This window comes from Microbacterium dextranolyticum, from assembly GCF_016907295.1.
GTDB classification, from domain to species: domain Bacteria; phylum Actinomycetota; class Actinomycetes; order Actinomycetales; family Microbacteriaceae; genus Microbacterium; species Microbacterium dextranolyticum.
Map to the genome: position 1 here is coordinate 702,326 of NZ_JAFBBR010000001.1, position 21,125 is coordinate 723,450.

Annotated in this window: 19 protein-coding genes; 9 read left to right on the plus strand and 10 right to left on the minus strand. The window is 64.6% G+C overall.

Features of this window, described 5'->3' with window-relative positions; translation table 11 throughout:
- Positions 1 to 173: 173 nt before the first annotated feature.
- Together JOE64_RS03045 and JOE64_RS03050 are read right to left on the minus strand one after the other, a co-directional pair.
- The gene (locus tag JOE64_RS03045; RefSeq protein WP_204962893.1) at positions 174 to 800 is read right to left on the minus strand and encodes a response regulator; all 627 of its coding nucleotides are present in this window, start codon (positions 798 to 800) and stop codon (positions 174 to 176) included.
- Complete coding sequence (locus JOE64_RS03050) at positions 797 to 1,984, minus strand: sensor histidine kinase (RefSeq protein WP_204962894.1); 1,188 nt, start codon at positions 1,982 to 1,984, stop codon at positions 797 to 799. Before JOE64_RS03050 ends, JOE64_RS03045 begins: the two co-directional genes overlap by 4 nt.
- Before the next feature lie 163 nt (positions 1,985 to 2,147).
- Here JOE64_RS03050 and JOE64_RS03055 point away from each other — a divergent pair, with 163 nt between their 5' ends.
- From JOE64_RS03055 to JOE64_RS03070, 4 genes are all read left to right on the plus strand, one after another.
- Entirely contained in the window at positions 2,148 to 3,218 is a 1,071-nt protein-coding gene (locus JOE64_RS03055) for an FtsX-like permease family protein (RefSeq protein WP_204962895.1), read from the plus strand.
- Complete coding sequence (locus JOE64_RS03060; RefSeq protein WP_204962896.1) at positions 3,215 to 3,910, plus strand: ABC transporter ATP-binding protein; 696 nt, start codon at positions 3,215 to 3,217, stop codon at positions 3,908 to 3,910. The genes JOE64_RS03055 and JOE64_RS03060 overlap by 4 nt, the downstream gene beginning before the upstream one ends.
- Positions 3,911 to 3,940: 30 nt before the next feature.
- Positions 3,941 to 4,360 (plus strand): DUF2269 family protein, encoded by a 420-nt coding sequence (locus JOE64_RS03065; protein WP_204962897.1) that lies wholly within the window; start codon positions 3,941 to 3,943, stop codon positions 4,358 to 4,360.
- A 931-nt stretch (positions 4,361 to 5,291) separates the two neighbouring features.
- Positions 5,292 to 6,481, plus strand: a protein-coding gene (locus tag JOE64_RS03070) for an IS3 family transposase (protein ID WP_204962898.1) whose coding sequence is annotated in 2 segments (ribosomal slippage) — positions 5,292 to 5,570 and positions 5,573 to 6,481 — 1,188 coding nt in all. Because the reading frame shifts where the segments join, the coding sequence is not laid out codon by codon here.
- Between the two features lie 146 nt (positions 6,482 to 6,627).
- Here the strand turns inward: JOE64_RS03070 and JOE64_RS03075 are convergent.
- Positions 6,628 to 7,335, minus strand: a complete 708-nt coding sequence (locus JOE64_RS03075; RefSeq protein ID WP_239531687.1) for a hypothetical protein — start codon at positions 7,333 to 7,335, stop codon at positions 6,628 to 6,630.
- 10 nt (positions 7,336 to 7,345) lie between these two features.
- On the opposite strand from JOE64_RS03075, the gene JOE64_RS03080 reads away from it, so the two are divergent.
- Genes JOE64_RS03080 through JOE64_RS03100 form a run of 5 tightly spaced genes read left to right on the plus strand, consistent with a single transcriptional unit; the run spans position 7,346 to position 9,470 of the window.
- Positions 7,346 to 7,564: a helix-turn-helix transcriptional regulator gene (locus JOE64_RS03080; RefSeq protein ID WP_204962899.1), complete on the plus strand. Its 219-nt coding sequence runs from the start codon at positions 7,346 to 7,348 to the stop codon at positions 7,562 to 7,564.
- On the plus strand, positions 7,554 to 7,844 hold the full coding sequence (locus JOE64_RS03085; RefSeq protein ID WP_204962900.1) for a glutaredoxin domain-containing protein: 291 nt from the start codon (positions 7,554 to 7,556) through the stop codon (positions 7,842 to 7,844). The genes JOE64_RS03080 and JOE64_RS03085 overlap by 11 nt, the downstream gene beginning before the upstream one ends.
- On the plus strand, positions 7,844 to 8,314 hold the full coding sequence (locus tag JOE64_RS03090) for a hypothetical protein (RefSeq protein WP_204962901.1): 471 nt from the start codon (positions 7,844 to 7,846) through the stop codon (positions 8,312 to 8,314). The genes JOE64_RS03085 and JOE64_RS03090 overlap by 1 nt, the downstream gene beginning before the upstream one ends.
- Positions 8,315 to 8,319: 5 nt before the next feature.
- Positions 8,320 to 9,210 (plus strand): hypothetical protein, encoded by an 891-nt coding sequence (locus JOE64_RS03095; RefSeq protein ID WP_204962902.1) that lies wholly within the window; start codon positions 8,320 to 8,322, stop codon positions 9,208 to 9,210.
- Positions 9,207 to 9,470 carry a hypothetical protein gene (locus JOE64_RS03100; RefSeq protein ID WP_204962903.1) on the plus strand — a complete coding sequence of 88 codons (264 nt, stop codon included), beginning with the start codon at positions 9,207 to 9,209 and terminating at the stop codon, positions 9,468 to 9,470. Before JOE64_RS03095 ends, JOE64_RS03100 begins: the two co-directional genes overlap by 4 nt.
- A 188-nt stretch (positions 9,471 to 9,658) precedes the next feature.
- Here JOE64_RS03100 and JOE64_RS03105 read toward each other — a convergent pair whose 3' ends face one another.
- From JOE64_RS03105 to JOE64_RS03135, 7 genes are all read right to left on the minus strand, one after another.
- Entirely contained in the window at positions 9,659 to 10,675 is a 1,017-nt protein-coding gene (locus JOE64_RS03105; protein WP_204962904.1) for a zeta toxin family protein, read from the minus strand.
- Positions 10,672 to 10,926: a hypothetical protein gene (locus JOE64_RS03110; protein ID WP_204962905.1), complete on the minus strand. Its 255-nt coding sequence runs from the start codon at positions 10,924 to 10,926 to the stop codon at positions 10,672 to 10,674. The genes JOE64_RS03105 and JOE64_RS03110 overlap by 4 nt, the downstream gene beginning before the upstream one ends.
- A 461-nt stretch (positions 10,927 to 11,387) precedes the next feature.
- Positions 11,388 to 11,900 (minus strand): helix-turn-helix domain-containing protein, encoded by a 513-nt coding sequence (locus tag JOE64_RS03115; protein ID WP_204962906.1) that lies wholly within the window; start codon positions 11,898 to 11,900, stop codon positions 11,388 to 11,390.
- Between the two features lie 31 nt (positions 11,901 to 11,931).
- Positions 11,932 to 14,577 carry an N-6 DNA methylase gene (locus JOE64_RS03120; protein WP_204962907.1) on the minus strand — a complete coding sequence of 882 codons (2,646 nt, stop codon included), beginning with the start codon at positions 14,575 to 14,577 and terminating at the stop codon, positions 11,932 to 11,934.
- A 34-nt stretch (positions 14,578 to 14,611) separates the two neighbouring features.
- Entirely contained in the window at positions 14,612 to 17,722 is a 3,111-nt protein-coding gene (locus JOE64_RS03125; protein ID WP_204962908.1) for a type I restriction endonuclease subunit R, read from the minus strand.
- A complete protein-coding gene (locus tag JOE64_RS03130; RefSeq protein ID WP_204962909.1) occupies positions 17,719 to 19,011 on the minus strand; it encodes a restriction endonuclease subunit S in 1,293 nt (430 codons plus the stop codon). Before JOE64_RS03130 ends, JOE64_RS03125 begins: the two co-directional genes overlap by 4 nt.
- A complete protein-coding gene (locus tag JOE64_RS03135) occupies positions 19,008 to 20,957 on the minus strand; it encodes a type I restriction-modification system subunit M (protein ID WP_204962910.1) in 1,950 nt (649 codons plus the stop codon). The genes JOE64_RS03130 and JOE64_RS03135 overlap by 4 nt, the downstream gene beginning before the upstream one ends.
- Between the last annotated feature and the right edge of the window lie 168 nt (positions 20,958 to 21,125).

Sequence of the window (21,125 nt, forward strand, 5' to 3'; positions counted from 1 at the left end):
GCGAAGCCGGCACTGAACCACTTCGCGATCGCATTCGAAAGCCGGATCACCTGATGACCGCCAGATCAGATCCACCGTTATCGGACAGACCCAGTCGAGCTATCCGTGCGCCGACCAGCTGCCCGACCGTGCTGCGAATTTGGTGCCACGCGGGATGACGGTGTGACGCAGGTTCAGCGCAGGATGCCGCGTTGTCTGGCTGCGGAGACGGCTGCGGTTCGTGAGGTGACGGCGAGTTTCGTGAAGATGTGGGCGAGGTGGGATTTGACGGTGGTCTCGCTGACGAAGAGTTCGGTTGCGATGTCGGTATTGGAGTGGCCGGCCGCGACGAGCTCAAGCACCTGCATCTCGCGACTACTGAGGCTTGCTTCGGGGGCTCGCATGCGGCTCAGAAGCCTTGAGGCGATGACGGGAGCGAGGGCGCTTTCCCCTGCGGCGGCGGCCCGGACGGCTGCGGCGAGCTCGTGGGGCGGGGCGTCTTTGAGGAGGTAGCCGCTGGCGCCGGCTTCGACGGCTCCCAGGATGTCGGCGTCGGAGTCGTAATTGGTGAGTACGAGCACGTAGGGGGCTGCGTCGAGGGCACGGATCCGCCGTGTCGCGTCGGCTCCGGTCATTGCGGCGTGAGCGCCGAACTGGAGATCCATCAGTACGACGTCAGGGTTGCTGTGTTCTGCGGCGGAAACCGCTTCGTCGGGTGTGGCAGCTTCCGCGATGACGTCTATGTCCCCCTCGAGGGCGAAGAGTGCTACCAGTCCGGCGCGGACGATGGGATGGTCATCGGCGATCAGAAGCCGGATCATGCGAACTTCTCCAAAGTGAGCTCGACGGTCAGTTGCGTTCCTCCGCCGGGGTGGGTGTCGATGGTGAGGCTGCCACCGAGTTGTTCTGCGCGTTCGCGAATCGCTTGGAGCCCGAACGAATCTGAGCGCCCGCGCGACCCGATGGTCGCGATGTGGGGGTCGAAGCCTTCACCGTCGTCGGCGATGGTGAACTGAAGTCGCTCGTGATCGGCGGCGAGAGTGATGGTCGCGGTGGTGGCATGCGCGTGCTGGATGGCGTTGGCGATGGCTCCCTGCGCGATTCGCAGGAGCGCCGTCTGGACCTGCATGGGCAGATCGACCGTGTCGGATACACGCACGTTGACGTGGAGTCCTTGCGCTGCCCATTGGGAGTCGGCGAGCCTCCGCAGTGCCCCGCCGAGTCCCCGGTCGTCAAGGTCGGGTGGGGTGAGTTCGCGGATGAACCGGCGTGCATCGGCAAGATTGCCGGCTGCCGTCTCTCGGGCGAGGCGGATGTGTTCGGCGCCAGGGCGATCAGGGTCGGCTCTTTCGGCGGCGTAGAGGAGCATCTGGATGCTGGAGAGGCCCTGCGCGACGGTGTCGTGAATTTCGCGGGCCAGCCGGGCGCGTTCGGCGAGGACTCCGGATTCGTGTTCGGTTGCGGCGAGCTGTCCTCGGGTGGCGAGCAGCTCGCCCATGAGGGTCTCGCGTTGTTGCGCCTCGCGGGCCAGAGCCTGGTAGCCGAGACCGATCAGGAGGGCGACTCCTGCGCCGATTAGTGGGCCGACGACTCCCGCGAGACTCCATCCGTTGTGGATGCCAAGCGCACAGATGGCAGTCACGGTAGCGACGACGATCGCGGCAGCGCCCCACCAGGGGCCGAGGAGATGGAGGTAGAGGAAGAACAGGGGGAACACGAGGTACGCGGCCTCGGGTGTCAGCCACAAAAGGACCACCCACTCGAGCGTGAGCGCCGCCAACCACAGCAGGCGCAGGGCGCGGGCACTCTGACCTGTGGTCCTGGTCTTTACCGCCCCGACCCCGTATGTGGCGATCATCACCAGCGTGAGGACGATCGCGGCGACGCTGCTCTCCGTGGGTGAGATCACCGCGCGGACGATGACCAGAACGGCGAGAGCAGCGAAAAGTACATGCAGCCCGGTGCGCAGACCCACGAATACGGGGGTGAGAGCTGTGTGGGGCATGGACCGAATCCTACGCATCGATAGGGCGACGGCATCGTCCGAAAGGATGACTTCTCCAGCCACCCTTCAGTCGGCAAAGTCTGTGCGGGCGGGCGATGAGATCGCAGGTCAAGAAAGGAAAAGTGGTACGTGTCCCCAGCTCGGGTGACCGGAAAGGAATCTCATGTTCGTCGCGCTCCGCGACCTACGCTTCGCCCGCGGCCGATTCGTCTTGATCGGTTCGGTCGTTGCCCTCATCACCGTTCTCGTCGGGTTCCTCAGCGGCCTGACCGGCGGCCTTGCCACCCAGAACATCTCCGCCGTCCTGTCGATCCCAGCCGATCGGGTCGTCTTCTCTGCGCTCACCACGGACGGCGCGGACGCAAGCTTCTCCGACTCCACCATCACCGAACAGCAGACCACCGACTGGGACACAGCGGCCGGCGTCACCTCGGCAGAACCGATCGGGATCAGCCAGACCCGGGCAGAGGCCGGCGACGCCCGCATCGCGATCGCCATCTTCGGTGTGCAACCCGGATTCAACGCCACCGCCCCCTCCCAGGACGGTCGGGTGAGCCTCTCCGCTCCCGCAGCCAAAGACCTCGCCGTCGCTACCGGAGATGACGTGACAATCGCCGGGACAACGTACACGGTCGAAACGATCGCTGGCGATGCCTGGTACAGCCACACCCCCGTAGTGGAGATGACCCTGTCCGACTGGCAGGCCTACTCGGCAGCCACTGGCAACCCCGATGCTTACGCGACGGTTCTCGCTGTCACCGGTTCCCCGGACTGGGAGACCGTGGACACCGCGACCTCGACCGTCTCCCACACCGTCCTGGGGTCGTTGACCGCGCTCAGCGCGTTCCGCTCCGAGATCGGGTCCCTCCTGTTGATGGTCACCATGCTGTTCGGCATCTCGGGTCTGGTCATCGGCGCGTTCTTCACCGTCTGGACCATGCAACGCAAGGGCGACATCGCCGTGCTCAAAGCACTCGGCGCCAGCACCTCCTCGCTGGTCCGGGACGCGCTGGGTCAGGCGCTGATCGTGCTGCTTCTGGGGATAGGGATCGGGTTGGGTCTGGTCACCCTCTTCGGCGCCCTCGCCGGCACAGCCCTGCCGTTCCTCCTGAACCCGTTCACGACACTGCTGCCCGGCGTGATCATGATCACGCTCGGCCTCGCTGGAGCCGCATTCGCGCTCCGCTCCGTGACCTCCGCCGACCCCCTCACCGCCCTCGGGAGCAACCGATGATCCGCCTCGACAACATCACCCTCACCTTTCCCGACGGCGACAATCGCGTCACCGCCGTCAACCAGGTCAGCCTCACCGCTCACCCAGGAACCGTCACCGGCATCACCGGCCCCAGCGGCTCCGGCAAATCCAGCCTCCTCGCCGTGGCGGCGACCCTCATCCGCCCCGACAGCGGGCAGGTCATCATCGACGACATCGACGCCACCCGCCTCACTCCCGGCGAAGCGACTGAGACCCGCCGGGACAAAATCGGCATCGTCTTCCAGCAGTCCAACCTCATCCCGTCCCTGACCGCGCTCGAGCAGCTGTCCGTCATGAACGAGCTCGGTGCACGCCACTCCCGCCGAAACCGTGGCCAGGCGGCCAAACGAGCCGAGACGCTTCTAGACGCGGTCGGACTCGCCGACCACCGAGACAAACGACCCCACCAGCTCTCCGGAGGGCAACGTCAGCGAGTGAACATCGCCCGCGCCCTGATGAACGACCCCAGCGCGCTTCTCGTCGACGAACCCACCAGTGCGCTCGACCAGGAACGCGGCGCCAGCATCATCGAACTCATCCTGCGCCTCACCGACGAGCTGAACACCTCGACGCTGCTCGTCACCCACGACCTCGTCCACCTTCCCCGGATGCACGGCGTCGTCAACCTCGTCGACGGCACACTCGTCGACACCGTCTCTGCCGCCGCCTAACTACCCGCCGCCCCCAGCAAAGGAATCTTCTTGGACCTTCTGTTCGGCATCCTGCACGTCGCCACCGCGGTCTTCATCATCGGCCCGATCGCCATCATCCCCATGACCGGACTGCGCGCGCTGCGCACCGGAGACGCCGCCCGCGCCACGGCCTCAGCGAAAAGCGTCCGCCTCCTCACCTACCTGTCCGTGCTGGTGGTTGTCACCGGATTCGGTGTGATGGGCATGGCAGACCCGAAATACGACCTCTCCATCACCACCCCGTGGGTTCTGGGCTCCCTCATCCTTTATGTGATCGCCGTTGCCCTCACACTCGGGATCGTCATCCCCACCTACCTGCACCCGGAACGGCGTGAACCGAAGCAGCGCTACATCCGCGCTGCGGCGAGCTCGGGCATCGCAACCATCAGCCTGGTCGCAATAGTCGTCCTCATGGTGTGGAAGCCGTAGCGCCGCATGGACATCGAATCACCGGTACGGATTACTCGTGCCGGCCCCTACCACAGGGCCGGTGGCCGGGCATGATGAACGGGTCAGTTCGAGCGCCGCGAGAGCACCCGTTATAGGGGCCGACACGGGCTGACTAGAACGGTCAATTGATCGAATTGCACCGTAGCGTCAGCGGGGTCTAGCGCCCCGGCCTCGACCTGGCTGACGATGTCCGCGAACGCGGCGCGTTCTGCCGTGTAACGACGATCTGATGGTTCTTGCTGGGCATCCAGCGCTGCGACCACGCGTAAGCCCGCATGTACGGCGGAGATGGTCCATCGTGGTTTCATTATCCGCTCCATTGGTGTGACGGAAAAGCGGGGGTGACGTGCGGTGGGTGCTGGTTACGCATCCGCGCCTGACACTCCGGCAACGATGCGGTGTGGGCAAAGAGCTGTAGCGCCGGATGCGGCTCACCCCGCGTGTGCTGCGGCCTCGCGGATCATCCGTAGTGCTTCTCTGTGCATGATCAGCCGGGCCGTGACGTGCCGCAGCTGTTCGGTAGCCACCTCAGGACTCACCCGCCGTTGTTCGACATCCCTGACGATGCGTGCCAGGAGCGAACGCGCGTCGGCGTAGATCCCGACTGTACGAAACGGAAGCGAGTCGAGTGCCTCGTGTGCGCAGAGGCGCGCGCTCATCGCCGGAGGTGTCCACACGGACGAGAGCGTCGGCGTCCTGCCGAGTCGGTCTGGGACGGTCGCGCCGCCGTCGTCCTCCCAGCGGTGAACCTGCTTGACCGTGGGGGTGCGGTCTGAGACGACCTTGCGGTCGTCTCCTGGGCTGCGGACGAAACGGTCGCCCGGGCGCGCACTCAAGCGGTGACGGGTCTGCCCCGGGTTTGGTTGACATCTGAACTGTGAGGATTCGTCCTCGCTGGAAGGATGTTCTTGTGGCAAAGCCCTATCCCCGAGAGTTCCGCGATGATGTCGTGGCCGTGGCCCGGAAGGGTCAAGCGCCGCTGGCACAGATCGCGAAAGACTTCGGTATCTCCGAAGGCTCATTGAGCAACTGGATGAAGCAGGCCGACGTCGAGGACGGCAAGCGTGCCGGCCTGACCGACGACGAGCGCAAGCAGCTGCGTGAGGCGAACAAGCGGATCCGGCTGTTGGAGCAGGAGAACGAGGTGCTGCGGCGGGCCGCGGCGTATCTGTCGCAGGCGAACCTGCCGGGAAAATAGTCTTCCCGCTCGTCCACGAGATGGCTGCGGCCGGTGCTCCCGTGAGGGTGCCGGTCGCGGTGGCGTTGCGGGTCCTCGGCCTGTCCAGGCAGGGGTACTACCAGTGGCTCAAAGACCCGGTCTCCCAGCCGGACTGGGACGACGCGCACCTGATCGATGCGCTCTACGACCTCCATGCCGACGACGTCACGCTCGGCTACAGGTTCCTCACCGACGAGCTCGAGAGCGAGCACGGGATCTCCGCGAGCGAGAACCGGGTGCACCGACTCTGCCGGATCGCGGGGATCCACGCGTCCCACCACCGCAAGCGCAGCAAACCCGGCAGCACGGGACCTGCGCCGCACGATGACCTGCTCGCGGTCGTCGACGAGCACGGCGTCATCCGGCACGAGTTCATCGCCGACGGGGCGAACAAGGTCTGGCTCTGGGACATCTCGGAACACCCGACCAGAGAAGGCAAGCTCTACATCTGCGCGATCAAAGATGTCTGGTCGAACAAGATCGTCGGTTACTCCATCGACACCCGCATGAAGTCATCTCTCGCCCGCGCGGCGATGCGCAACGCGATCGCGTTGCGCTCACCTGACGGCACGATCTGCCACTCCGACAGAGGCGGCCAGTTCCGCGCGAAACGCACCCAGAACCTGCTCCGCAACAACGGGCTCGTCGGCTCCATGGGCAGGTCTTACGGGGCCGGAGACAACGCGAGCATGGAGAGCTTTTTCAGCCTGCTCCAGAAGAACGTGCTGAACACGAGGCGCTGGGACACCCGCGCCGACCTTCGCCTCGCGATGGTCACCTGGATCGAAACGAAGTACAACCGCCGGCGCCGTCAACGCGGCCTCGGCAGACTCACCCCCATAGAGTTTGAGATGATCTACAAGGACGCAGAAGCGGCCTGATCACCCCAACCCCCGACTGTCAACAAGACTCGGGGCAGACCCCTTGAACGTCTCCACGGTGTCGATACTTCCGTATGAGTCGCTCGCTCGCGAAGTCTTAAGCGCTCTCCCAACCCTCACGCGACTGATGCGCCCGGCGGTGAAAGCTACGCGCCGGCGGGCCTACCAACGTTCGACGTCATCCCGACCAGCCAGCCAGCGGCCCTGGCCTTCTGGACCCAATCCGATGCGGTCCGCTCGGGAACATCCAACTCGAGGGCGATGAGCTTCACCGGTGGGAGGTCTGCCAGTGCGGCCGTGCCGTAGAGAATCTCGATGACCTCCCATCGCTCGCCCTTCATCCCTCGTTTCACGACGGCCTGCGCCATCCAGGGCGGGATGATGCGGCCCTCCGCGGTCGTGAGATCGGCGACTGTCGTCCACGACGCATTCGGATCATCGTCGAGCTGAAGTGCGACGCAGTGGGGGATCGCGACCTGCAGAATCGCCTGCGGTGCTGCGTGCTTCAAACGGTCTTCGTTGAAGTCGTCAGCGATCGCCCGGTTGACGATCGTGGTGATGATGTAGCGGCCGCGGCTCGCGCTGTAATGCGCTTCGATCGTCGTCTCGACGCCGGTCGACTCATCCACCGCGGTCGCGACGAACGCGGGAGCGATGCGCAGTGTCGACCCGACTGATTCCGAGGCGGCGGATGCCGACATCGCCTGGCCATCGATTGTCCGCACGTCGACCTTCACCCCCTCATCATGTCCTACTCGACACGAGTTCTGCAGAAGCCCTTGACTAAGGATACGACTTAGGCGTGTACTGCTGTTAAACGTCAAACCGAATCCGCATGAGGAGGCGTGTTCCATGACGACAGCGATGAATTCTGAGACTGCCGGTCTCAGTCATGTCTTCCTGAGTCCGGACGAGCTTGCCGCGGCCCTGCCGGGCGTCACCAAGAGCACGCTCGCGATGTGGCGGTATGAGGGAAAAGGCCCGCGGTACCGAAAGCTCGGACGCATCGTCGTCTACGCGCTCGATGAGGTCGAGAAGTGGATCGAAGACGGCGCGAGGGAGGGCGGCTCCCATGCTCATTGACACCGCGCCCCACGATCCTCGATCAACGGAGCACGTCGTCTCCGTCTACACAACGGGACCGGAGTGCATCCGGTGCGTTCTCACGAAGCGCGTGCTGACCGAGAAAGGCGTCCGATTCCTCGAGGTCGACATCCGAAGCAACGACGCCGCACGCGAGTATGTCGTAGAGGATCTCGGATACACCGAGGCACCGGTCGTTGTCGTCACCGACGAAGACCACTGGTGCGGCTTTCGTCCCGACAAACTCAGCGCACTTGCCGACCAGCGTCGGAGCCTCTGATGAACGCGGTTGCAGCGGGTGCCGAGGGGGAGAGCATCGCGGAAGCGGGGGAGCGGATTCGCCGTACAGCGCCCATCCTCGGAGGTCGCGCAACCGACGAGGACTGCCGCATCCGACGTGCGCTGATCGACGAAGCACTGGCAGTCCGCGGCATCCATCCGGGTGCGCACGAGTGGCACACTGCCCAACTCATCGACGGACATGTCGCCGGCGTCTGGGCGAACTCGGTCGAGGAAGCCGAGCTCGATCTCACGGTCTGGTGGGGCGTCCGATGCCATTGGGTCACCGCTGACCCGCAGTGCCTGCTCTTCCACGAGTACTTCCCGAGAGGCAAGCGTTCGGCGGCAGAGGCCGATCGACGCTTCCCGCTCGCGCCTCCGCGCACGCTGCGCGACCGCTTCGCGTCCGCCGAGTCGCTTCTCGACGGCATCTGGCCGCCGACGGCATCCGCCACGTCGGTCGCGAGGTGATCACTGTGGTCGACGATGCTGAACGGCTCGAGCGAGCGAACGAGGACCTTCGCCTTCAGATCGCGCATGCTCGCGCTGTCCTATACGAGAGGGAGAAGCAGCGGAGGGAGCGGCGCCGCGAGTATGCGCGCGAGTACTACGCGGCACATCGCGACGAGTACCTCGACTATCAGCGCCAGTACCGGGCAGAGCAGCGCGAGAAAGACCCCGAGGCGTATCGGGCGGGCAAGCGCGAGCGCAACCAGCGCTGGCGCGATTCGCACAAGGATCAGGTCAATGCGCGGCTGCGCGACAAGTATCGCGACAACGCCGAGAAGCACCGCGAGCGCCGACGCGAGTACTACGCGGAGCATGCTGAGGAACAGCGTGCGCGCCGCCGCGAGTACTACGCCCGCAACAAGGAGAAGCAGAATGCCTCCCATCGTGCGTGGCGCGACCGCGAAAAGCGGCGCCGAGCGGCCGGCCTGCCGACGCAGCGTCTCCATCGCGTACCCCGCGACGAGCGCAAAGCCAACCGCGTCGCTGCCGACGCCTTCTTCTCACGAACCTGGACCGAAGAGGAACTCATGACCATGATGGAGATCTTTGCCACGCCGCCGGAGCTGCTGGCGGCGTGGAAGCGAGACTGCCTCAAGGCGCGCGCGACCTACACGCTGGCTGAGCAGCAGGAGGAGCTCGCGCGCCTGCAGAAGGAACTGAATCGTGTGGCTCCCGGCCCCAAGCCGAAGCCGACCCTGACGCCGCAGCAGATCGAGGAGGCACGGATGGATGCCATCGCGAAGCAAGTCAACGATCGCCTCCGCCACCGCGAGGAGCCGCGGCGCGTTCATCATCTGGACCCCGCTGCCCCGCATCCGACGCTGCATCGGCCCAACACGACAGGACTGAGCCGATGAGCGCCATCGGCCGAGGCCGCGCCGAGAAGGTGCTTTACCGCACCGCCATCAGCGCGTTCATGTACTACCCCGACAAGCCCGACAACGAGCCGGGGTATGACGTCGAAGAGGACGTGGCGTGGTGCGTTGCGCCGCTTGATCGACAGTTGCCGATGCCGGATGTCGATATCTTCCGCGGAGTCATCCGGATGCTAATCACTGAACCGCTCGCGGACCGACGGCCCTTGATCCAGAAGCTTGCTGAGCTCTCGGGGGAGTAGGAGGCGGATCCGTCCCGGCGGCCGATCGTAGCGACCTCCGGCGTGCTCCGTTCCGGCCCTGCGGCATATCCTCCCTCGCTGCGCTCAGTCCGGCAATCCTCGGGCTCGGCACTGCGCGCGCCTGCGGTCGCGTTGTGAGCCACTACCAGGAGGATCCGGGAGGAGTGGACGATGCGCGGTGATCTGAGTCAGCGCGAGATGCCGCCTCGCTCGGGGCCGCGAGGAGTGACGACGGGTGCGGCGAGATCGATGACCTCCTCGCGCGGTAGCGCGCGCCGCAGTTCGTCCAGTCTGACTACCGTCTTCTGCTCGATCGCGCTGATGAACTTGCCGTCGCTGGGCACGTGCAGTTCGGGGATCACCTCGCGGAGGGCGATCTCGTGCAGTTCGACGAGGAGCTCAATGGCCCCGCCGGGAAGGTCTCGGCGCGTCATCGCGAAGTCGGTCAGGTGGTGAAGCTCGCTGAGCCACTGGGTGGAGTCGAACCGACTCAAATGGGCGGATTGCCCAGCCTCGAGTGCCGCTCCGGCGTCGCGGAACACCTCGTCGCCGTCAGCGCGCACCGCGTCGAATTCGAGGTCGCCGGCGCGTCCGATCACCGTCAGTCGGTCGACGGATGCCGAGTGCGCTGCCTTTGCCGCGAGAGCGCGAGTCGCCTCAAGTGCGCGGTCGTGAGCGTCTCGGCTGACGAACCGCGCAAGCTTCCCGGCGCGGACGTTGCTCAAGTAGAGGGATGCCGCGGAAAGCAGGCTCTCGGCTCTCCGCGATGCGACGATCACGAGGCGCGTCTGAAAGCCCGCCGCCCCGAAACGCTCCGCTATTCCAACCGCTAGTGCGGGGTCCTGAAACGCTCCCTCGACCAGCACCGAACGACTGTTCTCTCGAGCGAAGCGGATACAGTCTCGGAGCCACCCCGCTGTCGCTCGAGCGACGCCCTCGAGCGCTTCCGGGGCGCCGGCGGTGACAAGGTCGGGGAAATTAGGGTGGAATGCGCGAAGCTCGTCAGCGCTCACAGTCGCGAGATGGTCGGGATGCTGGCGGACCAGCGAACCAGCAGCGCTGGAGTGGCGCGATCCCGGTTGGCCCGCCAGAAGAATCAAGATGGGCGGCTCCTCGGTCGGGGGTGCGTCTGGGAAGACGAGAGGAAGGACGACCCGTCTGAGGATCTCGTCGCGCTCGGAATCCGTGAGTTCCCACTCGATCATGGCTGGGAGTCTCTGAGCTGCACGATTCGGCGCTCGATGCTCTTGGCCAGACGGGAAACCTCAGCACGGTCATCGCTGTCCGTCTTGAGCACGCTTTCACGCAACTTTGTGACTTCGTCGATCGCGCCCGACAAAGTCTGCCGTCCATCGGTCGATCCGTGTAACAGCAACGCAGTGAGCATGGTCGCCGACTCGCGCATCGCTTCGAACGCGACGACGTCGTTGACGCGCCAGGCCGAGATGTCCGCCAAACCATACCTCCCGACGTCATCGTAGTCTCAGCGCAGCGAAGCGCTCGGTGGTGGTCGGCCCTGCGTCGGCGCCGAGAGACGTCGCGCCTCGGTGGATCTCAAACCGAGGACGTCCGATGGGCAGCTCGCGGCTGGGAGCCTGGGCGTAGGGGCTAAGCCTCGCAGTGAGCTCGAAGCGCGGTCAGCGCATGGGGTCGCTGCGTTCGACAACCGCGATCGCGTCAACGAAAGCGAGGTTGCAGGAGTTGCAAACGTATCCCCGTCTCGCGTCCCGGAGCACGGTTCCGCATTCCGGGCAGTGAGGCTGCTGAGGTCCAGCGAACGGGTCCACCGGCATGACGCTACGCCTAGCTACGAAGACGCGCGAGCGGTATCGGCCATGACCCTCGTATCAACGATGCCCTTGCGGGCGCTGCGCGAAAGCGGGACTCTTCCGGGCATCGCGCGTTGACGGAACCCGACTAGCGCGGAGGGTAGTTCACCAGCACCGGCAACAGCGCCGTCGTGCCGTCCTCGAGCCGGATCTTCCCCGGCGGGAACCACGGGTCGCACTGCGCCGCATCACCCGCCGCCCAGGCCAAACGGTCCGCGGGATCGACGGGGCGATGCTCGGGCCTCAGCCTCGCGACGTTGTCACGAAACCAGCGGATCGAGCCCTCCCAACCAACCCGCTCCGCGATCACCGTCGCCGGCATCTGCGGATGCTCCGCCAACAGCGACCGCACCCGCGCCTCGAACGGCGTGAACAACGTCGGCCGCGGCGACCGCTCATACTTCCGCGGCCCGTCGGAGGGCACCGCCTTGATCACGGTCGTCCGCGAGATCCCCAGCCGCGCCGCGATCTGCGCTTTCGGAACCCCGTCCGAAGCCAGCCTCCTGATCAGCGCCCAGTCTTCCAAAGTGATCACTCTCCAATCGTTGAGTGTCCACTTTTCGAACGTCGCTATCGACCAGTTCTCAAGCGCCGCCGACACACGCCGGGCGCCTCCTGCACCGGCACGGTTCTTACCAGAGGTCGCTTAGTCCTTCGAGGGTCACTCTCGGGACGCTCAGTTCGCTACTATTTGCGGTCTGATAGGTCACAAGCCGTGCCGAACCGTCGCGCTCCTCCCTGTTGAAGAAGTATCCGGTGGACACCTCGTGATTCGGGCCCGGTTGAAGTGTGAAGATCGGCAGCAGCGGCAATGGCACGGCCGCGCCTTCCTTGCCAATAAAGAGGCCTCCCGTGTCAAGCATCGATCCGTAGGAGAGAGTGCCCCTGACGAATGGAGCTCGAGAGCCTGTCAGGACCTCGACGTCGTGCTCGAATGTGCTGCCATGCTTGGAGGCCTTGCCTGCTCGAATCAAGGGAAGCTCCCGCCACGCGTCACCCACAAGCCCACGAAGCTCCGTGAGCGTCTCGAGCAGGTGCGCGAGCTGGGCCTCTGACTCCGCTGTGCTGAGTGAGCCTGAGTGTCCGTCCCATTGATTGCGGCGGAGGTTCGCCGTCTCCAGCAGTGCCACAGCGGCCGGCGCAGTCAGCCTTTCCAGAGCAGCTGTGCTTGCACCCCCGAACAGAGCCTCCATCCGCGCAGCTTCCTCGGAATCAGCCGCCTGGAATCGCTTGCGGAAGACGCTGGCGAGACGCTGACACACGGTGATCCATGTGCCAAATGACGGTCGCTTGAGTGTCTGATGAACGCTCTCCAGGGCTGCCCGAAGACGCGGAGACTCTTCATCCCAAAGTTCGTGGTCGTTCCTCAGCGCTGACAAGAGGACGGTCGCAAGGTAGGCACTGTATGCCTCTAGGGTCAGTATCGCCTGCTTGTGCTTCGCCTCCGTCGTGGCCTTCGTCTCAAGAGTCCAGAGCGCCCCCGCAATAGGGAAGGGGAGAGTCTCGGTCCAGCCTGTGAGACTCTCATCCCCAAGGTTCGCGAATCGGGAAACGATCATCGAAGCCTGATCCGGCTTCGACCAGAGTTCGCTGACGGCCTCGCGCAGGGTCTGCTGTGCGCGGTGGAGATCCGCTGATGCTTGCGCCACTGTCAGTTGTAGCTCCGGCCGGCCAACGGGTACGACGATTGCATCGAGCAGAGCCACCAGCTCAGCTGGTCGATTGTGGACCAGCGCTTGTCTCCACTGTCCACCGAACTGAGACCGGGCAACTCGAACGGACTCCCGCCCAAGTTCGCTGCGAAGCCAGTTGTTGAGAAAGTCCGGATTGGCCAGTGACGCATCAACCACGGCGTGGAGATCCGCGTCCTCACCCCCCAAGGCCTCATCATCGTCACGATGCACGATCAGTTCTGCGCCTACCGGGAGATAGTTCTGATCAGCTACCGGCTTGATGGGGCTAAGGAGAAGCGCCGACAACCTTGTTCGCTGCCACCCCGCCTGAGACAACCGAGACTCGACATTGCGCTGTGCCGACCCAAACGCGGCTGTCGTTTCGAAAACGTATGCGTCTCGCTGCGCCGACTCCCATGTGATTGCGGTCCCCGGGTAGCGAGCTTCGAACCAGACCTCCGCGTTGACGTCACCCGGGATCTCCACGCTCCAGCTCGCAGAACTGTCCTGCGCGGCTCGTCGCGCGGTGTAGCGTCGTCGGCGGAAGTGGCTCTGATCGACCGTTCGAGAGATCGGTCCGTTGCGCTCTGTTGCCATTGCGGAGCGTAGAAGCTCTGCCGCCGCGGGGCTGAGTGAACGTGCGGATGACGTACCGCGCGAGGAAGTGAATTGAGCGCGCAGGTCCACCAACTGGACTCGTCCTTGTCGCTCAGTCACCTTGGCCGAGTCGAGAACCATCGCGAATAGCGGAACCGACGAGTGCGGCGTGAGCCCCGAGGGCAAGGCGATGATTGTGTCAACGAGATCCTGGTCGAGGAGATCACGACGAACTTCCGCAGCTCCCTCACTGAGGAGCGCGTTCGAGGTGAGGTAGACGAGCGCCCGACCGCCACCGTCTGCGGGCGTGTAGAACTTGTCGCTCATTCGGCGGGCAAACAGCCACTGGGAGTCGGCCACGTTCGGCAGCGGTCCAGTGAACTGGCTTTGGATCGTGTCGCGATAGTGCCTCCAGCTAAGCCCCCACGGAGGTTGCGAGACAGCGAGTCCTACCTTGCGGTCGGCGAACCGGTCCGCGACAAGCGAGTCTCCGTCCTCCACTACTCCTGTCGCCCCGCTGACGTAGAAGTTGGCGCGAGCGAGAGAAGCCACGCGCTTGTCGATCTCCTGCGCAAGGACCTCGCGCCTCGACGCGGAGGTGGTGGTTGCAGCCCACAACCGGGCAAGCGTTCCGCCGACTCCCGCCGCAGGGTCGTACAGTTCAGTTCCACCAAGTTCGCGATTCGTCGAGAGCAACGCGGTCTCGGCAACCGTGTCCAGGGCCCTACTGGTTACGTGTTCGCCCCAGGAGTCGCTGCTCGCTGCCAGCACGAGTTCCGACACGTGACCAGCAAGCTCGTCCTCCTGCGCCGCCTCCAGCCACCTCCTGTGCTCGTCGACGGCACTCGAAGGCAGCTGGATGTCCAGCTCCCGAGCCCAGGCCGGCGCGTTCGGGTCCGATTCCGCTTTCCATGCGGCCGCATGGAAAGCGAGTCGCTCGGCAGCTATCTGCGCTGGGAGGTCTCCCCGCAAACCCTCCAGCAAGCGAATCACAACGTTCGTCGCCATGTCGTCAAGATCTCCAGTGGTTCTCGGTGCGCATTCAGCCAACTGCGTCCGGCCGGGCTCTCAGGTACTCGTACAGCATCGCCGGGAGCGCCTTCCCCAGTTCGGAGTACAGCCCGCTGTCGTTGAACAGGTCGTCGATGAACGCGGGGGTCTCGTCACGCACGCCGAGCAGCGCCTTCGTGAACGCCTTGGGCAGCGCAGGTGACTCAGCAAACTGCTGTGGCGAATTCACCGCGGCCTGGTTCGCGAGCTCCACGTCGAGCGCGAGTTTGCCGACGATGTGGTTCATCTGGAGGTCGATGACGCCGACGCCGTACTTGTCGCCGAGGCGTTCGTTGAGCTTGTGGATGATCTCCTCGAGCGCGCTGCGGTGCTTCTCGTGGATCGCGCCCGACCCGATCGCGGTGATCGGGTCCAGGCCCGGCCCCTGCTCCAGGTTCAGCTTGACCGCTTCGCCGGCGCTGATCTTGTAGCCGACGAGTGTCACGTCCGAGATATCGACCCGTTCCAGGATCGTTGCGGTCGACAGTTGGGGGAGGATGCGGCGGAAGAAGTAGTGCCGGCGGGGTAGGTCGGTGTCTTCGAGGTTGCGGGCCTGGGAGATGAAGTCGTAGAACTTCACGAAGTTCCCCACGTCCGCCTTGAACAGCCGCAGCTCGTCCTGCTCGGCCTTGTCGTCGTCCAAGACAGCGGCGACCCATCGTTTCTGGAACCGGTCCACCGCCGGCGCAGTAGCCGCCGACACCTTCGAGTTGACGTTCACCCCACCGGCCAGGGCGGCATCGAACGCGTGCTCGACCTCGGACATGTCGTAGATCCCCGCTGAGTCGAGCTTCACCACGAGGTCGTAGATCAGATTCGGGTCGGTCGTCGCGGTCAGGAACGCTTTGCGGTAGTAGACGTTGAACGCCTCGAGCACGTCCTCCGGGTCGTTGACGAAGTCGAGTACGAAGGTCTTGTCCTTGCCCGGGTAGGTGCGGTTGAGTCGGGAGAGGGTCTGCACAGCCTGGACGCCGCCGAGCTTCTTGTCGACGTACATCGCGACCAGGCGGGGCTGGTCGAACCCGGTCTGGAACTTCTCGGCCACGATCATCACGTTGTACGTGGCCGGCTTGAACGCCTCCGCGAGATCCGACTGGACACCCGGGTTCTGCGTCCGCTCCGTCAGCCCCTCACCCACGTCGTCCGGGTCATCGACAGTTCCCGAGAATGCGACCAGGGACCGCACGTTCTGCACTCCGGCGTCGGCGATGTAGGTGTCGAGGTACTTCTTCCACCGCACTGCCTCAACACGCGACCCGGTGACGACCATCGCCTTCGCCTTGCCGTCCAGCAGGGGCTGTACGAAGGTGCGGAAGTGGTCGACGACGATCTTCGCCTTCTGGCTGATGTTCGTCGGATGCAGGCGCACGTACTGCACGAGCGCCTTCACCGCGGTCGACTCGTCGACCTCTCCTGCGCCGTCGTAGTCGGAGTCGGGATGCTGCAGCTTCCACGCCACTTTGTATGGCGTGTAGTTCTGCAGCACGTCCAGGATGAATCCCTCCTCGATCGCCTGCTGCATCGAATACAGGTCGAACGGCTCCGGCGTAGCATCCGGCCCCGCACCCTCCGGGACCCGCCCGAACAACTCCAGGGTCTTGGCCTTCGGGGTTGCGGTGAACGCGAAGTAGGAGATGTTCGGGGCCGAGGCGGTGACTTCCATCGCCCACTGCAGGTACGCCTCGGAGTTGATCGGTGCGCCTTCCGCGACCGCGGCCTGCTCGTCTGGGGACAGCACCTTCGTCAACGCGCCCGCCGTCGACCCGGTCTGCGACGAGTGCGCCTCGTCCGCGATCACCGCGAACCGGCGTCCCTGCAGTTCCGGGAGCGTTTGGATCGCGGTGATCAGTGCCTCGAACGACTGGATCGTCACGATCACGATGTTCTTGCCGCCTGTCAGTGCCGCGGCGAGCTGTTTCGACTTCGACTCGCCCGCATCCTTTGTGATCGACTGCACCACCCCGGCCTGCTTCTCGAACTGCGAGATCGCGTCCTGTAGCTGCTTGTCCAGCACCGTCCGGTCCGTGACCACCACGACCGTGTCGAACACCCGCACGTTCTGGTCGTCGTGCAATTGGGAGAGGCGGTGCGCGAGCCACGAGATCGAGTTCGTCTTCCCCGACCCCGCCGAATGCTGCACCAAGTACCGGTTCCCCGGCCCCTCCACCCGCGCCGCCTCGACCAGCCGGGTCACAGCCCGCCACTGGTGATACCGCGGGAACAGCACCTTCTCCGACTTCGTCTTCTTGCCCGTGTCGGGATCCACATCGACCTCGACCTGCAGGTGCACGAACGACCCCAACAGCTGCAGCCAGGTATCGCGCTGCAGGATCTCCTCCCAGAAGTACGAGGATGCCGACCCGTCCGGGTACACCGGGTTCCCCGCTCCCTCGTCCGCACCCTTATTGAACGGCAGGAACCGCGTCCTCGGCCCGGCGAGTTTCGTCGTCATCCGCACCTCGGAGTTCGACACCACGAAATGCACCAGCGACCGCTTCGCGAACCCGAACAGCGGCTCACCTGCCGGCGACCGGTCGAACCGGTACTGGTTCACCGCGTTCCCGATCGACTGTGTGAAGTCCGTCTTCAACTCGACCGTCGCGACCGGGATGCCGTTCACGAACAGCACCAGATCCAACGCCTTGTTCGGATGCTTCGCCGAGTAGTGCACCTGACGCATCACCCGCACCCGCATCTTCGCGTACGCCTCGAGCGTCTCAGGGTTGTTCCTCGTCGCCGGCCGGAACTGCGCCAACCGGAACTTCACCGCACCCCCATGCAGCGGCACCATCGAGAAGCCCTCATGCAGAATCCGGATCGTCCCACCGTTCTTCAACGGATCCAGATCCAGCGACTTCGCCAGACGACTCAGGATGCCGCGAGCCGCCGCGTCACGCTGGGCGTCGGTGTCGGTGGGGCGGACGACCTTCGCGAACTCGGTCGGCTGCGAATCCTCCAACCAGCCGAGCACGTCCTCGGGGAACAGCGCGAGCTCACGGTCGTAGCCGGCGTCGGTCGGCGAGTACAACCAGTCGTTCGCCGCGAGATGCTCAGCGATCTCGTTCTCCAGCACCGACTCCAGATGCGCCCCAGCAACACTCACACCGACACCCCCACATCGATCTTCCCCGTCACCGCAGCCGAAATCAGCGCGGCACGTCGCTCACGCGCAAGCTCGACACTTCCTTGCGCCACCGCGACGGCCGCGTCGATCCGAGAAGATGCTTCCTCGATATGCTTCACGATCTCGCGTTGCTCCGAGAGAGGCGGAACAGGCATCTCGATCCGCCCGAGTTTGTCGCCGGACACGTTCGGGATCGTCGCGAATGCACTGAGCGCTTCATAGTGCCCGAGTCGCCTAACGTGCTGGAGCCAGTAATTCAGGAATCGTCCGTCATGGCCCGGTCGAGATCGCAAGCGGATCACATGATTCTGGAACACCCACCCCGGCAGATCTTGGGCGAGGTAGTCGGATCTGCCGTATCCTCCGCCGCCTTCGACGAATACGACGTCCCCGGATTGGAGTGTGAGGGCACGACGGTCTGCGGCGGTCGCTTTCATCTCTTTCACGTCGCTCAGGTCGAGCCCCTCGGGCTGAATGTTCGCGGCCCGCACGTACGGTACCGGGTCGCCCTCAGACTTCGATTCGTTGAGCATCTTGCCCACCACGACTGAGTACGCGCTCTTGATGGGCTGCACGCTCCAAGCGGCTGGCACCGCACCGATCCAATCGGGACCCTTTGCAGAGAGTTCGACACCTTCGCTAATCCCTCGCGTCACTGCGCCACCGATAACGGAAGCGCGGCGTTCGGTGAGGAGGGTGATGAGTTCCTCGTTCTTCGCGATGAACGAGTCGATCTGCGCCGTCTCCCGATCCAGATAGTCCGCAATCGCCCGCTGCTCGTCGAGCTCCGGGTACGGCAATGGGATCAGGGTGAACTGCCCGTAGCGGATCGACTGCCCGTCGCGGAGTTGATCGGTCGTGGTCTGGAGAGCCTGAACATAGAGGTCACTCTTGAACAGGTACTTGAAGAATCGCGGCTCTAGCGCGACCTTCGGCTTCAGCACCGTGTACGCCGCGCTCACCTTGCCTGGGATGCCTGCGAACTCGAGTCCACCCTGAAAGCTTCGAAGATGGCTGACGTAGTCGCCCGCCTCGACGTGACGCATGTTGTCAGCGCCTGAGAGGTTCAGAACCACCTTGTTGCCGGTGATCTCCATGTACTCGGCCTGCGGCAGCACACCGTACTTCTGGGAGGGCGTCAGGTGCACGTCGATCGCGGAGCTCTTCTGTTTGCGTTCGCCGAAGAGCGCGCGCGCAGGGACAACGGACCAGGCCGCCGGAGTATCCCCGAGCCACCCCACTCCGGAGTCACGGAGTTCTCTTGTCATGCTTCGACCGCCGTGAGCATCGCCCGGAGGTCATCCATGACGGCGTCGAGGTCGCGGTCGATCTCTTCGAGCGGGCGGGGCGGGACGTACTGGTAGAAGTGGCGGGTGAAGGGGATCTCGGCGCCTTCCTTGGTCTTTGAGTGGTCGACCCACGCGTCGGGTGCGTACGGGAGGACTTCGCGGGCGACGTAGGCGTCGACATCCTCGCCCCACGGCACGTTCTCGGTGTCGCGGAGTGACGCATCCGCCTCCGGGTTGCCCTTCGCGTCGGTGCAGGTGTCGGCGGTGTCGTCCTGCTCACCGAGCTCGGTGGTCACGGTCTTGAGGAGCGGTGCGGGGAGGGTGAGGCCTTCGGCTTTCGCGGCATCCTTCAGCGCCTTCTGGAACGCGGTGCGGTTCTTCCATACGGTGTCGGTGCCGAGCCGGTCGAGGGCGGCACGTAGGGCTGTGGCATCCGTCTCGTTCAGCTTCTGGATGGCCTTGGCGTCGAAGACGGCGTCGATGCGTTCGGGCGTCGCGTGCCAGTTGAGTTTGAGGGGGCGTTCGACGGTGATGGTGCGGTAGAGGAAGTCCTCGTTGCGGAAGATCTTCGAGTGCTCGCCGTCTTCAAACCCGGCGTACAGGCCGACGATGGTTTCGATGTTCTTCGGGGAGAGTTCGTTGCGCTTGGAGCCGAGGCCCTTGCGGAGCTTGGTGAACATCTCGCGCCCGTCGATGAGTTGCACCCGGCCCTTGCGGTTCTCGTCTTTGCGGTTGGTGAGCACCCAAACGTAGGTGGAGATGCCGGTGTTGTAGAACATGTCCTTCGGCAGTCCGATGATCGCCTCGACGAGGTCGTTGTCGAGCAGCCACTTGCGGATGTTCGACTCGCCTCCGCCGGCGCCGCCGGAGAACAGCGGTGACCCGTTGAGGACGATCGCCATGCGAGAGCCGCCGTCTTCGGGTTTGCGCATCTTCGACACCAGGTGAAGGAGGAAAAGCATCGCCCCGTCGCTGACGGCTGGGGTGCCGGGCCCGAAGCGGCCGTTGAAGCCGAGCTTCGAATGTTCGTCGTCGACGTAGGTGCGCTGGTCTTTCCAGTCGACCCCGAACGGAGGGTTGGAGAGGCCGTAGTCGAACTTCTTGTCGTCGAAGTGGTCTTCGGTGAGGGTGTCGCCGAGGGCGATGTTGTCGACGTCCTGGCCCTTGATGACCATGTCGGCCTTGCAGATCGCGTACGACGCGTCGTTGTAGTCCTGCCCGTACAGGCTGAGCTGGATACTCGGGTTCAGGGTGTGCAGGTACTCGTCGGCGACGGAGAGCATGCCGCCGGTGCCGGCGGTCGGGTCGTAGATGGACCGCACGACACCCGACTTCGACAGGGCGTCGTCGTCGAGCGCGAACAGCAGCTCGACCATGAGCTTGATGACCTCGCGTGGGGTGTAGTGGTCGCCCGCGGTCTCGTTCGACTTCTCGTTCGCGAACCGGATCAGCTCCTCGAACACGAGGCCCATCTGGATGTTGGAGACGGTGCGGGGGTGGAAGTCGGCCTGCGCGAACTTCTCCGTCACCGCGAAGAGCTTGTTCTTCTCCGCCAGCTTGTTCAGCGTCTTGTCGAACTCGAACCGCTCGAAGATGTCCCGCACATTCGGCGAGAACCCGGCGAGGTAGGAAGAGAGGTTCGCGCGGAGGTCGGCGGGATCGGCGACGAGCTTGGCGAAGTCGAACGGCGAGGTGTTGTAGAACTGGTGCCCCGACGCCTCGGTCAGCTTGATCGTCTGTAGCATCTCGGGGAGCGACTCGACTCCCTTCGCCGCTTCGAGCACGGCGGGCTTCGTGTCCGCCAGCACGGCGTCGAGGCGGCGGAGCACCGTGAACGGCAGGACCACCGATCCGTACTCGGAGGGCTTGAACGGGCCGCGAAGGGACTCGGCGATGTTCCAGATGAAGGCGACGTGATTCACCACGGATGGGCACTCCTGCTGTAGAGCAACGAACAAGCGGCAACGACGCCGCGAACCCTCCCATCCTGGCCCATGGCGGCGACACAACGTGGGCGAAGCGATGGTGGCGCCCAAATTGCTGAGCTGTTCTTGTGCAGGCTAACCTCGCCTCCCTGTTCTCTTGGGGCATCG

Excerpts from the sequence above, each read along its gene's own strand:
- JOE64_RS03080 (WP_204962899.1), top strand. The coding sequence starts at position 7,346 with ATGAATTCTGAGACTGCCGGTCTCAGTCATGTCTTCCTGAGTCCGGAC.
- JOE64_RS03060 (WP_204962896.1), top strand. The coding sequence starts at position 3,215 with ATGATCCGCCTCGACAACATCACCCTCACCTTTCCCGACGGCGACAAT.
- JOE64_RS03045 (WP_204962893.1), bottom strand. The coding sequence starts at position 800 with ATGATCCGGCTTCTGATCGCCGATGACCATCCCATCGTCCGCGCCGGA.
- JOE64_RS03090 (WP_204962901.1), top strand. The coding sequence starts at position 7,844 with ATGAACGCGGTTGCAGCGGGTGCCGAGGGGGAGAGCATCGCGGAAGCG.
- JOE64_RS03105 (WP_204962904.1), bottom strand. The coding sequence starts at position 10,675 with ATGATCGAGTGGGAACTCACGGATTCCGAGCGCGACGAGATCCTCAGA.
- JOE64_RS03075 (WP_239531687.1), bottom strand. The coding sequence starts at position 7,335 with ATGGAACACGCCTCCTCATGCGGATTCGGTTTGACGTTTAACAGCAGT.
- JOE64_RS03120 (WP_204962907.1), bottom strand. The coding sequence starts at position 14,577 with ATGGCGACGAACGTTGTGATTCGCTTGCTGGAGGGTTTGCGGGGAGAC.
- JOE64_RS03050 (WP_204962894.1), bottom strand. The coding sequence starts at position 1,984 with ATGCCCCACACAGCTCTCACCCCCGTATTCGTGGGTCTGCGCACCGGG.
- JOE64_RS03055 (WP_204962895.1), top strand. The coding sequence starts at position 2,148 with ATGTTCGTCGCGCTCCGCGACCTACGCTTCGCCCGCGGCCGATTCGTC.
- JOE64_RS03130 (WP_204962909.1), bottom strand. The coding sequence starts at position 19,011 with ATGACAAGAGAACTCCGTGACTCCGGAGTGGGGTGGCTCGGGGATACT.
- JOE64_RS03085 (WP_204962900.1), top strand. The coding sequence starts at position 7,554 with ATGCTCATTGACACCGCGCCCCACGATCCTCGATCAACGGAGCACGTC.
- JOE64_RS03100 (WP_204962903.1), top strand. The coding sequence starts at position 9,207 with ATGAGCGCCATCGGCCGAGGCCGCGCCGAGAAGGTGCTTTACCGCACC.